Here is a 14131-nt window from a genome sequence, read left to right on the forward strand (position 1 = left end):
AAAATTGGCAATATTCTCCCCACTTATAAAGCTGTGAGGTTTTCTCATGCTGACACTTTACCACACACCGATTTCTCCCAACTCACGCCGCGTCTGGATTACTCTACTGGAAAAAGGACTTGAGTTTGAATTGGTGGAGATAAAAGTGGATGGGGAGCAGTTTCAACCAGAATTTTTGGCAATTAACCCCTTCCATCACATTCCAGTGTTGGTAGATGACGGTTTTAATGTAGTGGAATCTTTGGCAATTCTGGACTATTTAGAGGCAAAATATCCTACACCTGCGATGTTGCCTAAAGACGCCAAGGATTTAGCGATCGCCCGCATGGTACAACTAGTAACTGTAAATGAGCTTTTGCCAGCAACCACCACCTTTCTACCTCAATTTCTCGGCTTGCCTGGAGGAGATCCAGCAAAAATCGAGAAGGCAGAGCATAGAATTGCCACAGTGCTAAAGTTTTTTGAAAATTTATTAGACGATCGCCCTTACTTTGCTAGTCACCACCTCACTCTTGCCGAGGTTGTGGCTGGGACTGTAGTCAATGTGCTGCCAAGTGTAGGCATTTCCTTAAGTGAATATCCAAAATTAAATACTTGGTGCGATCGTTTAATAACACGTCCAACGTGGCAAGCTACCGAGGCTACACTGGAGGCAATAGAAGCGTTTAAGTCTATTGTGATGGCGAGAATGGCGTCGTAAATTCACAATTAATTAATTTGGAGACGCGAAACTGCACTTTGTAGCGCTTTGCTTGGCGTCTCTAAAATCCAAAATATTCACAGCCTGAATTGGTTCAAATGACTACGGGGATTATAAGTACGTATAGCTCGGATTTTTTCATAATATTCCCGCTCTTGTTGGCTGAGGTCTTTTGGTGGAACGATCGCCACTTTCACCAACTGATCGCCGCGTCCACCCTTAGCGAGAGGCCAACCTTTGCCACGTAAACGCAGAGATTGACCAGAACGTACTCCCGCTGGTAGTTTGACATTAACTGAACCATCGGGAGTGGGTACATCAATAGACGCTCCCAGAGTAGCTTCATCTGGTGTAATTGGCACTTCGCATACCAAGTTATCGCCTTCCATTTGGAAGAACGTGTGCGGCTGAAGTTCGACTTTTAAGTATAAATCCCCCCGTTGTTGAGTCATGGGATTGATCTGACCTTTGCCCCGCACCCGTAGGCGAGTACCAGTTTTAGCCCCAGATGGGATGTTGACATCTATTGTTTCATTACCTAAACTAAAGCGCTTTTTCACACCATTAAATGCCTCAGCAAAAGTTAGAGCGATCACAGCTTCACTATCCTGGGTACTACTCGCACCTCCATCTTGAAACCCAAAATCGTTAAAGCTGCTGCTGCTAAAATGAGTTGAAGTACCTGGAGAAGTGCGGTAAGAGTAACTTCGTGATTGATTTTGTCGCCCCCCACCACGAGGGTTAGCACCACCAAAACGTCCTAGCAACTCATTAATGAACTCATCAAAGTTGCCGTATTGACTGAAGTCAAAGTTACCCATATCGGGACTAGCGCCGCCAGATGGGAAACCTTCACCAGCTTGTTTCCAATATTGACCGAATTGGTCGTATTTTTTGCGTTTATCTGGGTCTGATATAACTTCGTAGGCTTCGCTAACTTCTTTGAAACGTGCTTCTGCCTGTTTGTTGTTTGGGTTGACATCAGGGTGATATTTGCGAGCTAGTTTACGAAAGGCTTGTTTAATTTCTTCTGAACTGGCAGTCTTACTGACTCCCAAAATAGCGTAATAGTCCTTGAAGTCGGTTGCAGCCATCTACCAGCCTCCTATAGAAATTCCCGTTATGTTTATTTTGAAGATGAGAGATGTTTAATTTGCCTGGTATAGTGCCAAACAAAAAGAATATGATTTCAAATTAACAAAAAATATAGAAAATCAAGTGTGGTTCTCGCTCACCAAGGGATAGCAATTCCCGTACTCCGATTTTTCTGATAAACGGCTCAGGCTGTCTAATCCTTCTTCCCGACTTGGGGGAGCATCCCGGAGTTGACGATGCATCCGCAAAATAATTTCTTCTGGAACTTGGCGCGATCGCTTTTTATTTTGTGCCAAACACAGCCAAACTGGTGTATCTACCCAAATTCCCCTAATGTGGGTAAAGCCCAGGTTACGGGCTAAAGAAATGACTTCACGACGATGGCGGCGCTGGGCATTGGTGGCATCAAAAATAGCTATATTAGTTGTGGAAATAGCTTGCTGAAATTGCCGCTCAATTTCGCGCCAAATCAGCAGCCACGGCCCTTGAACGGCTTGGGAACCGAACAATTGCCCCCGGATGGCATCTGTAGAAATCAGTGCCATTTGGGGGCATTCTGCCAGTAATTGTTTTGCCAAAGTTGACTTCCCGCTACCTGGAAGACCAATCAATAAGATCAGTGCTGAGTGTTGAGTGCTGAGTGCTGAGTAAGAGGTTAAGAATGAGGAGTTAGAAGTTAGGAGTGAAGAGTGATTAGAAGTTTTATTCATAACTCATAACTCCTAACTCAGCACTCACAACTCAGCACTCAGCACTATTAAATGAACTGTCTCATCTAATAAAACTAGATGATTAGAAGTTTTATTCATAACTCATAACTCCTAACTCAGCACGGGCTAAACGCCCCGCTACCGCTAACACAACTCAGCACTCAGCACTATTAAATGATCGTTCCATCAGGAATTACAGCATTTTTTAGCACAACAACGATGCCACTACGGATATAAAAACCTTGACTTTCGCGGTCAGCTTCTTGGACGTTATCTTTATTGATGATTTTGACATCGTGCCCGATACTGGCGTTTTTATCAATGATGGCACCGCGAATAATCGAGTCAGTACCAATACCTACAGGAATTTCACCTTTTTCTAGGTTACATTGGCGTTCTACAAAAGGTTGGTAAAAATCTGCACCCATGAGTAAGGACTCTTCGATGACACTACCAGATTCAATTCGCGATCGCACTCCCAACACTGAATGTTGAATGCGGCAATTTTTCAAAATACAACCTTCGCCAATAATTGATTCTGTGATTTGGCATTCTAATAATTTACTTGGAGGTAAGTAACGAGCGCGGGTATAAATTGGTGCGTGTTCATCGTAGAAACTAAAAGGTGGCTGGGGCTGCTGAGTTAGGGCTAAATTGGCATGATAAAATGCTTCGATTGTTCCAATATCTTCCCAGTAGTCATCAAAAAGGTAAGCTTGAACGTTGTAATCTTTAGAGGCATCAGGAATAATTTCTTTACCGAAATCAGTCCTTTCTGTACCTTCTCTCAACAATTTGAACAAAACATCTTTTTTAAAGACATAAATCCCCATTGAAGCGATGTAGGGCTGTTGCTGGGCTTGTTCTTTTGATAATCCCAGTACACTTGTATCAACTTGCATTTGGTGTAACGCTTCACCTTTCGGTTTTTCGCTAAAATCGATTACCCTACCAGAATCGTCAATTTTCATCAAGCCAAAATCTGAGGCGCGGCGCTCATCGATGGGGATGACTGAGAGAGTAATATCAGCCCCCGTTTCCCTATGGCGCTCGATAAACTGGCGATAATCCATGCGGTAGAGGTGATCGCCTGAGAGAATTAAATACTCTTCTACATCCCATTCTTCCATTAACCACAGGTACTGACGTACAGCATCGGCTGTACCTTGGAACCAGTTAGGGTTTTCTGGTGTTTGTTGTGCAGCTAGCACTTCTACAAACCCTTCGTTGAAGCCAGTAAAGTTATAGGTACGGGCAATGTGACGATTCAAGGAAGCTGAGTTGAATTGTGTTAGGACGTAGATTTTGAATATTTCGGAATTGATGCAGTTACTGACGGGGATATCGATTAAGCGATACTTCCCCGCCACTGGTACTGCTGGTTTAGCGCGGAGTTTGGTTAGCGGGTAAAGCCGAGTACCCGCGCCACCACCAAGGATGATTGATAATACTTTTTTCACAAAATTTCTCCAGACTGCCTTTCAACTCTCATCTTCAGTTTAGGACTGTCTGCCACCACAGGTAAGGGGGATCGTCTGATTTTTTGGGATGAATTTTATAATTGCTATCACTAATGATAATACGCAATCAATAAAGTATTAATTGTTGCTACGGCGTAGTTATTCTCTATTCCTTTTTATCTAGTGTCTAATCTAGTAAACGCAAAAATACCGTCTATATTACTCCGGCGCGTTCAAAGCCACGACACGCTGTAATTAAGTATAATCTTTTTGCGAACTGAAAGCGTTCAGACTTTTTTCTATTAATTGTCTTTCTAAGAAATAGCCGCTATGACAGCAATCGAAAAAATTTAACCGAGGTAATTTATGTCAGAAGTACAGCAACTATTTTTCCAAGCAGATGGAGAGATTGAGCAGATTGAGATTAAGTCACAGCCACCGAAATAACTTAGGAAATTGAGGAGGACGACGATGGCATAGAATACAAGGATGTGCGAACAGATGCGATCGCTCGGATGCAACAAGCTCGGCAAATGATTCGCTCTTATACTATCTATGCTCTTAGTGCTTTTAAAGACTTCAATACTGCTGACATTGAGGAGGTAAGACTTAAATTTGGCATTAAGTTAGGTGGTAAAGCAGGTATTCCTTACATTACCGAAGGCTCTGCTGAAAGTAATCTGGAAATTGAGGTGAAGTGTAAGTTTCCAGAAAAACAAAAACCGGATTCACTTTAACAGCAAAAAATTATCTACACATTATAAGGGTAGGCAATGCCCATTAAACGCCCAACTTCGGTGTATTTATTTTCCTATTAACCAAACGTAATTGCTGCGATCGCTTCAAATATTTCACCCAAGATTGCTCTGACAACTGGGAAATGGCATTTGGTGACAGTGTTGCCGTGAAAATATCTTTGCCACTGGTAACACCACTGACGCCTAAACTTTCTAAAATAGCAGTTGCAGCAGAGTTTAAAACTGGTTCGGTATGGATGAAAACCCCTAAACTCGGTTCTTGTGAATCTTGAACATCATTCAGCGCTGTAGCAAGAGCGGCATCTAGTTTCTGATAATTCATCAGTAATTCCTTGATAAGTTAGGGTAGGCAATTATTGCCTACCCTAACTTATCAAAGTTATAGGTTTTTATCGCCTACCCTTGTACAGAAATAATATCTACCTTTCTCAGTCTAATTACAGATTTAAGGCATTAATCACTCCATAACCCCATTTGTCATCAAATGTGCCTGCGGGTTTTCCAGGAATTGCACTATTTTTACGTAGTAAGTCTTTCACAGCAGCCGGATCGAGTTTAGGATCTCGCTGCAACAGCAGTGCTACTAACCCACTAACAAACGGTGTCGCCATACTCGTACCAGCCTGAACCACAAACTTGGAATTAATCATCGCTGAACGGTCAAAATTAGCATCGGCGGAAAGTGTCGAAATAATCATCGCTCCTGGTGCTGCTACATCGGGCTTCTGTCCATCATTGCGTAGAGGGCCTTCACTGCTAAATTCTGAAATAGTATCCAGTTCTAACCCCATTTCTCGCACTTGGTTATCAATATCTGTGTACTTGATTTTAGTAGTATAGGCGGCAACTGTAATTGCACTGCTAGCGGCTCCCGGCGAACCAATTTTTAACGCATCCTTCACACTTTTACCAGTGAAAAACACTGACGAACTATCATCTAGTGTCCACACATTTAAACATGCGTCAGTTGAAGAAGTGTTGCGGACTCGCAGCTGCCAAACACCTCCCATTACTTGCGAGGGGCCAATACCCCGGATTTGCACAAAGAAATTATGGTCGCCGTTGGCTTGGTCTGGTGCTGGTGTCGCTAATTGCACCCGTGCATCTGGTAACTGGTGATCTTGGGCAGCATTACCTTCAGTAATGATTTTTTGAAAGGGGGTGACAAAACCGTTAGGACTCCGCACAGATACTTCCAATTCGCTGTCTTTAGCATACCAAGCGTTTAACCAAACTATGCCTACTTGATTCAAAGGAACATTAAAGCGCATACCACGAGTGCGTCCACTGGGTATGGTCGCTTGTCCATGAATGTTATCGTTTCCTTCGTTACCCGCCGCACAGCAAACAATTCTTCCAGGGCCAGTTTCGGCATCAATCACTTTGGATAGGGAGTCGCTACCATCATGGGCATCAGCGTGTCCACCCAAGCTGAGATTTACCACTGCTGGGCGTCCCAACTCTCTGGCAATTCGGAAAATATAACGCACACCATCTGCAATGTGGGCATCCTGTAAATCTGACCTGACGACAACTAATTCCGCTTCTGGTGCGACACCACTATAGTTAGTATCAGCACCGGCGGCAATACCCGCAACGTGAGTACCATGACCGCCAGTATCCTGAGAAATTGTCAGTTGCGCTCCCGTAAATTCACCCCCATAGCCGCCCTCTATAACTCCTGGGCCTGGCAGTGTTTGATCCCAAATGTGTAAAATTCGTCCAGCAAAGGCGGGGTGTTTGGGATCGATGCCACTGTCTATAATGCCGATGATTACTCCTTTTCCAGTCAGTCCGGTTTGGTTTTTAAACTCCGGCAGTTTAACTGTTCCCATTGCAGTGTCCATCCTCAAATGAAGTTTGCGTGATGGCTTAATCCGCTGAATCACATCTTCTTCAGATAAGACATCTAAACTCTCTATCGGTAAGAAAGCTGTCCGCACACTCCCAGAGTTTTGATTGACTTCAATATTATATTGTGATAGATAACTTAAGTCTGCATCAGGGTCGCAGTAAATAAAAACGACGCTCTTAGTAGGCTTGACCGGGCTTTTGTGGGCAATGATGCCAAGCGATCGCTTATGTGTAACTAAAGCTTGATCTCCTTCATTTTGATAGTCTTGAAATGCCAAAAGTAGTCCAGGAGAAAGTTTTTCGTGTCTCATTTTTACCTTAAATTAAATTGAGTTGCTGTCAAAAAAGTAATGATTCTAGCAGGATAAGTCGCTCTAGCATTAACGCAGACTATGTAGTTTTTTAGCTTTGATTATTTGATGCGACTATAGTTATCTATTTATTTTATAGATAACATCAAATAAGCTTAGGATGTGGGAATTTATTTCTAAGACAATTGCTAATTCATAACTCATATTCATAAATTATGTCTCCCTCATAGTGATTTTCTCTGGCTCGTGAGACATCTTTGAGCAGCCGCATCTAAGAATTACCTAAGACTGGGGTAACAGGTAATTTTTATGAAGCTATTAAACTAATCCAGTGTCTGCCTAAATCATTACGGACAAAGTTAATAAAATTAAATTAAGAATAATTAAGTAATAAATAAAAAAGATAAATTTAATAAATATTGAAGAAGAATTCAGCGCGTATGCGTGGATTAACCTCTCCTTATAAAGAAGAGGCTTAAATATTGAAAATTTTTGTTTTTTTCTCCGTAAACAGAGAGGCTTGAAACCGTTTTTTGGATTCTAGATTTAGATTTAATCCAAAATCCAAAATCTAAAATCCTTGCATTGTCTCGGTCATGTTTCTCTGTAGCTTGTTTTTTCAGTGCGCTTGCCTGAGAAATCATGCAACAGTGCCATCAATGCCGGAACCACAGTCGGAGTCAGGATTGTAGAAAACACCAAGCCTCCGGTTAAGGCAATTCCCAGACCTTGATACAATTCAGATCCCTGTCCCGGAAAGATTGCTAGAGGCACCATGCCCAGGACGCTTGTACCTGCTGACATAAAAATCGGACGGAGGCGATCGCGGGTAGCATTATAGAGCGATTCATCGGACTTTTGCCCCTCTTCCTGAAGCTGTAGTACTCGCTCCACAATCAAAATGGCGTTATTTACCACTACTCCAGTCAAAATCAAAAACCCCAATCCGGTAATCATATCCAAGGGCACAATCACACCGGGAATCCAGTTGGCAATAACCAGACTCAGCAATGCTCCGGTCAATCCCATTGGCACTGTTGCCATAATCACCAATGGATACAGAAATGAACGATACAGGGCAACCAGTAGCAAATAGGTAATAATCACCGAAAACACAAAAGCAGAGGCGAGTTGTCCGACGGTTTCTGAAAGGCGATCGGCTGATCCAGCCAGTTCCACGCGAAATTCAGACGGCAATTTGGTTCGTAATGGTGCAAGGATTTGATTCTCGGTCTGATTGACAATTTGTCCTAATGGTGCAACTGGAGTCAGGCTCACCGTTAGAGTAGTAGAGCGTTCTAAATCCACATGGTTAATCACACCAGGCCCAGTTGTTTCGCTCACAGTTGCCACATCTGCAAGCTGAACTTGTCCCCCTTGAGAGGTAGACATTGGCTGCTGACTATTCGCTGTTTGCTGCACTTGCGGAATTTGAGGGCTGTAGAGTGACAGCTGGCGTAACTGTTCTGGTGTTTTGACAAAGACATTTTGCAACTGTACCGTGACATCTAGTTCTTCTTTACCATCGACGAACTCAGAAGCAAAGCGTCCTCCCAGCGCCGCTTCCACCATCGCTCCGACCTCCGATTCCGACAAACCCACCTCGGAAAGTCGGGCGCGGTTGGGAATGACTTGCAGTTGGGGAGCGCCGTTAATTGAGTTAGAGCGAGCATTGGCAACTCCTGGTAAGGCTGAGATTTGTTGAGTCAACTGTTGCTCTAGCTCCGAAAGTTTTTGCAGGTCTGGCCCAATAATTTGCACCTCAAATGATTTACCCGGATCGTTGAAGATGGGGAAGCGGATCGGGAACATAAATTTATAGCCTGGATAGCCAAAGCTTTGAAGAGTCAAGCGTTTTACTATCTCCCCTAGCCCGCTACCCGTCGCCGATTCTGGCTTCAGGCTGATGCCAATGCCGCGAAACTGGGGAAAGTTGACAAAAAAGGTGTTGGCGATTTCAGATTGCTGTTTGAGGAATCCTCTGGCAGGTGCAGACAGCTTTACTGCCTCTGGGACACTGGTTCCGGGAAACGTCTCGGTCAACCAAAACACAAAATTCAGGTTGCCTTCTGGTAGATAGTCTGCTGGAGGCAGCAAGACAATACTAGAAGCCAGCAGCACAATCGGAATGGATAGCAATGCAAGTCTGCGCTTGAGCCGACGCGGACCTAGTGCCCAACCTACCGTTGCCAACAAAAAGCTTTCTAACTTGCTTTGCAGTCGTCGAAACACCAGGGAAGTGTGCATGACCGATCGCTCCAACCAGTTGCGGCTACCTTGCACCTGTAGTTGGCTATCGCTGGAGTTTCCTAATTGAAACGTTTGCTGTGCTTCTGCTGGGTTGAGAAACAGACTCGCTAACATCGGCAGTAACGTCAATGATGCAAACATCGATAATACAGCAGCAGCTGTAATCGTGATTGCCATATCGACAAACAACTGTGCGACTTCGCCCGTCACCAGCACCAAGGGCGCAAATACTGCCACGTTTGCCAATGTTGCCGCCAGGATTGCCCCGCCGACTTCTTGGGTACCGTCGATCGCTGCTTGCAGGCGACTTTTCCCTTGCTGCATGTGGGTAAAGATGTTTTCGACCACAACGATCGCATTATCGACCACCATCCCCGCCGCAAACCCCAACGCCGCCAAACTAATGATGTTGAGCGATCGCCCCAGCACTGCACTAACGATGAACACCACAATCATCCCAATCGGAATGGTAATCGCAACGACAACAACGGTGCGGAGTGAACCCAAAAACAACAGCAATACTGCGATCGCCAGCACTCCACCCGTAATTAAATCGCCTCGCACGTTGGACACCGACTGGTCAATGTACGTGCTTTCATCGTAGGTAACGTCAAACTCAACCCCTTCACCCTGGCGATTGAGTTGCGTCTGCAAGCTGGCTAAGGCTGCTCGGACTCCCTTGGACACCTGCGGTACATTCGCTCCCACCCGCCGGATGATGCCAATTCCGGCAGAGGGGGTATCGTTGAACAGAAAGGCACTGTCCTCGAACTTACGCCCCATTTCCACCTCAGCCACATCGCCCAGATAAACCGTTCCTGAGTCGTCGCGGCGCAAGACAAAGGTTTTGAGTTGATCTAACTCTTGCGCTCGGTTTACCGTCCGCACCTGGTACTCGCGTTTTCCGAGTACCAAGGGGCCGCCCCGGATATCACGATTGTTGTTTCTTAAGGTATTCGTAACATCGGTAAGGGTGAGATAGCGATCGCTTAAGGCTTTCGGATCGACTAATACCTCCACTTCCCGTTCCTGTCCCCCAAAAATAAAAAATCGACTCGTCCCTTCTACTCGTCGCAGTGCGGGTTCAATCACTTCTTCAATCAGGTCGCGGTAGTGGTTAGGATCAGTCTGATAGCCTGGTTTTGGCTTTAGTACAATCCACATGATCGGATTGTTGGTGCCGCTAGCAACCTGCACATCAGACTCGCCTGCTTCCTCTGGTAGTTCTTCTAGCTGCTGTAATTTGTTCAGCACATTCAGCAGGCGAGCATCGACATCTGTTCCCCAGTCAAACTTGATCGTGATGGTGCTAATCCCTGATAGACTTTGGCTGGTAATTTCTTCAACGCCTTCAATTTCCTCCAGCACATCTTCAATCGGGCGAGTGATCAAATCCTCCACTTCTGCGGGGGCTGCGCCAATGTAGGGTGTGGTAAGGGTAATTTCTGGGCGATCACCTCCTGGTTGCAGTTCCAAAGGTAGTCTGAACAGGGCGATCAACCCAAACATTGCCAACAGACAGAATAAAACAAAGGTGCCATGCCGCCAACGGACAGCTGTTTCAATGAAGTTCATGATTTCTGCTTCGTGTTTTGTTCAGCAACCTGTACTGGCGCTCCATGTATCAGCGCTTCACCACCCCGCACCACAACGGGTTGTCCGACTTGCAACTGACTGCTAGAAATCGCCATTGTTTCGCCCATGTCAACAACTAGTTTCACTTTCATCTCTGCTGCTTTGCCATCTACCACGGTGTAAACCAGCCAGGTTTCATCGCGCCGAACCAAAGCATCGCGGGGGACAATAAAGCTATCCGGCGCGACCTGTAACTGTAGCTCTGCGGCGATCGCCATTTTGGGCAACAAATTCTGGGGTGGATTCTGCAATCGCACCCGGACTATTTGTCGTCGTGATGCGGCGTTGGCAGCCGGAACTACGCCGCTAATTGTGGCGCGTCTTTGCCAGTTGGGAAGCGCCCGGGCAGTCAATTCTACAGACAAACCGGGGGTGATGCTGCCGCTAAGTTGCTCTGGCAATTCCAGAAAGACATCCAACTCGTTGCTATTCACCAGAGTTAGCACCGGATCGTTACTCTCCACCCGATCGCCCGTGCTGACCTCCCGCGATCGCACAATTCCACTTGCTGGAGCCTTGATCTGCGTCCGTGCCAGGGTCAGTTGTGCTTGATTGACCGCAGAGTTGGCGGCGGCGACGCTAGCTTGTTGGGCGGCAATTTCTTCACGGGTAGGCCCTGCTGTGGCTTCTGCCAGAGCCGCTTGTACTTTCAATCGTTCCGCTCGTGTCGCATCCACCGTAGCTTTTTCTTCTAATAGCGCCTTCTCACTGATTGCCCCTGCTGCTACTAACTCTTGGTAACGTTTGAGGTCTTCTAGTGCCTCCTGTTCTCGTGCTTGGGTAGAGCGGAGTTCGGCTCGACGCTGGGCAATGATTTCCGGTCGGGTGCCTACTAAAAGACGCGCCAGTACGCTGCGCTGCTGCGCCAGCCTTGCCTGTGCTTCTGCCAATACTAGCTGCTGATCCGCATCGTCTAAGATGGCGATGGTCATTCCTGGCTTGACGCGATCGCCCACCTCCACAAAAACCCGCTCAACCGTCCCTGTGGCTTGGGTGCGAAGCGTGGCGGTTTTACTTGCCTCAACTTGCCCTAATAACTGGATGCGTCTAACACCTTTGCCTCGTTTCAAGGTGATGGTTTCAACGGGCGTCGGAGGCAGTCCTTGAGCCATAGAAGAAGGCGCGGGGTTACTGGCAGAAGTGAGTGCCCGCCAAACGACCACACTACCACCCACTAACAGCAGGAGTATTAACAGCCCAAGCTGCGATCGTTTTAGGCCAAGCGATCGCGCCTTAGATTTTGGCGATGAACCCTGGGATTCAGACGTTCTCATAATTGACGAAAAACCTCAGATTAATTGCGCGGCATAGGTTCTACTCGTTAGCAGGCAAACTATCTTTGTCACTCGATTTTAGATTAACCTCTCCTTATAAAGAAGAGGCTTAAATATTGAAAATTTTTGTTTTTTTCTCCGTAAACAGAGAGGCTTGAAACCGTTTTTTGGATTCTAGATTTAGATTTAATCCAAAATCCAAAATCTAAAATCCTTGCATTGTCTCGGTCAGTTTATATTACAAAGACTACAAATGTATCTTACCAAGTAATCTGCCCATCCGCCTCACCCTGATGACTCACCCGATCAGGTGAAGTTAGATTTTCGACCTAGCCCTGATTCGTGACAAATAACCGGATAATTATCGGAGTGCGATCGCACTCCAAGTGAGCAGATGCATGGATAGTCAGTTCGTGCATCGGAGGAATTGGTATAAGACTGATAGCATTTGCCTATAAAACAGCAGAAGACAGGCTAAATCGCTAATGACTACTGACAAATGACAGATTCTCTATCATAAGTAAGAGCCATAAAGAAGCTAATATTTGCAACGATCGCTTCTGAACATACAAAAAGTTATTCATGCAAATTCAAACACCAGACTGGGTGAAGCACGCTGTTTTCTACCAAATCTTCCCAGATCGTTTTGCCAGAAGCAAACAGCCGCGCAAACGGTTATTGCAGGAAGCCCGTTGGGAAGATTGGGACTCTATGCCAACCCTCCAAGGCTATAAAGGCGGCGATTTATGGGGCATTATGGAGGATTTAGACTACATCCAGAATTTAGGGATTAACGCGATTTACTTCACACCTATTTTTCAATCCGCCAGCAATCATCGCTATCATACCCACGATTATTATCGAGTTGACCCCATGCTGGGGGGCAACGAGGCTTTTAAAGAATTGCTCGATGCAGCCCACCAACGGAATATCAAAGTTGTTCTGGATGGGGTGTTTAACCATTCCAGCCGGGGCTTTTTCTTTTTCCACGACGTTTTAGAAAATGGCCCCCATTCGCCTTGGGTAAATTGGTTCAAAATAGAAAGCTGGCCCCTTTCACCATATAATGGGGAGTTCCCTGCCAATTACGGAGGTTGGGTGGGAAATCGTGCCTTACCAGAATTTAACCACGATAATCCAGAAGTACGAGAATACATTATGGAAATTGCCGAATATTGGATTAAATTGGGCATTGATGGTTGGCGATTGGATGTACCATTTGAAATCAAAACTCCTGGTTTTTGGCAGGAATTTCGCGATCGCGTGAAGGCAGTCAATCCCGAAGCTTACATTGTGGGCGAAGTGTGGGGAGATTCACGTGAGTGGTTGGATGGAACGCAATTTGACGGCGTGATGAATTATTTATTTGCTGGGCCAACAATTGCCTTTGCAGCAGGCGATCGCGTAGTCTTAGAACAAGTCCAAAGCCGCGACTATCAACCCTACCCACCCTTATTTGCCGCCGAGTACGCCACCAAAATCCAAGAAGTACTGCAACTTTACCCTTGGGAAATTCAGCTAACTCAACTCAATTTGCTTGCAAGTCACGATACAGCCCGATTGATGACCATTGCAGGCGGCGATATAGCCAGTATAGAATTGTCAACTCTACTATTACTCACCTTTCCCGGTGCTCCCAGCATCTACTATGGTGATGAAGTTGGTTTACCTGGTGGAATTGACCCAGACTCGCGTCGTGGCTTTCCTTTAGAGAGTAACTGGAATCAAGAAATTTTTAATACTCACCGTCAATTAATTGCCCTGCGCCAAAATTACCCAGCCTTGCGTACAGGCGATTACCAAGTCCTCCATGCTCAAGGGCAACTTTATATCTTTGCGCGAACTTTGGGGACAGAAGAATTGATAATTGTCGTCAACGCTGGTACAAGTTCGGTAACAGCGAATGCAGATATCACGACTTTGCGTACTCAACCCAACAAGCTTTTATATGGCAGTGCTGAAGTTGAGTGGAATGCTGAAGGAGAAACTCAGCAGTTGTCATTGGCTGTTCCCGCGCGCAGTGGGTGCATCCTGGGAGTGGGGAGTAGGGAGTAGGGAGTAGGGAGTGGGGGGATGAGGGGGAC

The 14131-nt window shown here is 45.8% G+C and carries 10 protein-coding genes; 3 read left to right on the top strand and 7 right to left on the bottom strand.

Annotated elements, in window-relative coordinates:
- Positions 1–46 precede the first annotated feature (46 nt).
- Positions 47–700: a glutathione S-transferase family protein gene (locus RMY63_RS09125; RefSeq protein WP_322728408.1), complete on the top strand. Its 654-nt coding sequence runs from the start codon at positions 47–49 to the stop codon at positions 698–700.
- 77 nt (positions 701–777) lie between these two features.
- On the opposite strand, the gene RMY63_RS09130 is transcribed toward RMY63_RS09125, so the two are convergent.
- The 3 genes from RMY63_RS09130 to RMY63_RS09140 all read right to left on the bottom strand — a co-directional run bounded on the left by RMY63_RS09130 (position 778) and on the right by RMY63_RS09140 (position 3965).
- Positions 778–1794 (bottom strand): DnaJ C-terminal domain-containing protein, encoded by a 1017-nt coding sequence (locus RMY63_RS09130; RefSeq protein WP_322728409.1) that lies wholly within the window; start codon positions 1792–1794, stop codon positions 778–780.
- A 120-nt stretch (positions 1795–1914) separates the two neighbouring features.
- The gene (locus RMY63_RS09135) at positions 1915–2505 is read right to left on the bottom strand and encodes an AAA family ATPase (RefSeq protein WP_322728410.1); all 591 of its coding nucleotides are present in this window, start codon (positions 2503–2505) and stop codon (positions 1915–1917) included.
- 170 nt (positions 2506–2675) lie between these two features.
- On the bottom strand, positions 2676–3965 hold the full coding sequence (locus tag RMY63_RS09140; protein ID WP_322728411.1) for a glucose-1-phosphate adenylyltransferase: 1290 nt from the start codon (positions 3963–3965) through the stop codon (positions 2676–2678).
- A gap of 491 nt (positions 3966–4456) precedes the next feature.
- Here RMY63_RS09140 and RMY63_RS09145 point away from each other — a divergent pair, with 491 nt between their 5' ends.
- Positions 4457–4702, top strand: a complete 246-nt coding sequence (locus RMY63_RS09145) for a CU044_2847 family protein (protein WP_322728412.1) — start codon at positions 4457–4459, stop codon at positions 4700–4702.
- Positions 4703–4745: 43 nt separating this feature from the next.
- On the opposite strand, the gene RMY63_RS09150 is transcribed toward RMY63_RS09145, so the two are convergent.
- The 4 genes from RMY63_RS09150 to RMY63_RS09165 all read right to left on the bottom strand — a co-directional run bounded on the left by RMY63_RS09150 (position 4746) and on the right by RMY63_RS09165 (position 12047).
- The gene (locus RMY63_RS09150; protein WP_322728413.1) at positions 4746–5045 is read right to left on the bottom strand and encodes a hypothetical protein; all 300 of its coding nucleotides are present in this window, start codon (positions 5043–5045) and stop codon (positions 4746–4748) included.
- Between the two features lie 115 nt (positions 5046–5160).
- The gene (locus RMY63_RS09155; protein WP_322728414.1) at positions 5161–6888 is read right to left on the bottom strand and encodes a S8 family peptidase; all 1728 of its coding nucleotides are present in this window, start codon (positions 6886–6888) and stop codon (positions 5161–5163) included.
- Positions 6889–7482: 594 nt separating this feature from the next.
- Positions 7483–10713, bottom strand: coding sequence for an efflux RND transporter permease subunit (locus tag RMY63_RS09160; RefSeq protein ID WP_322728415.1), 3231 nt, complete (start codon positions 10711–10713; stop codon positions 7483–7485).
- Positions 10710–12047, bottom strand: a complete 1338-nt coding sequence (locus tag RMY63_RS09165) for an efflux RND transporter periplasmic adaptor subunit (RefSeq protein ID WP_322728416.1) — start codon at positions 12045–12047, stop codon at positions 10710–10712. Before RMY63_RS09165 ends, RMY63_RS09160 begins: the two co-directional genes overlap by 4 nt.
- Positions 12048–12629: 582 nt before the next feature.
- On the opposite strand from RMY63_RS09165, the gene RMY63_RS09170 reads away from it, so the two are divergent.
- Complete coding sequence (locus tag RMY63_RS09170) at positions 12630–14102, top strand: glycoside hydrolase family 13 protein (RefSeq protein WP_322728417.1); 1473 nt, start codon at positions 12630–12632, stop codon at positions 14100–14102.
- Positions 14103–14131 lie beyond the last annotated feature (29 nt).

The organism is Nostoc sp. ChiQUE01b (genome assembly GCF_034531255.1).
Lineage (GTDB): Bacteria > Cyanobacteriota > Cyanobacteriia > Cyanobacteriales > Nostocaceae > Nostoc.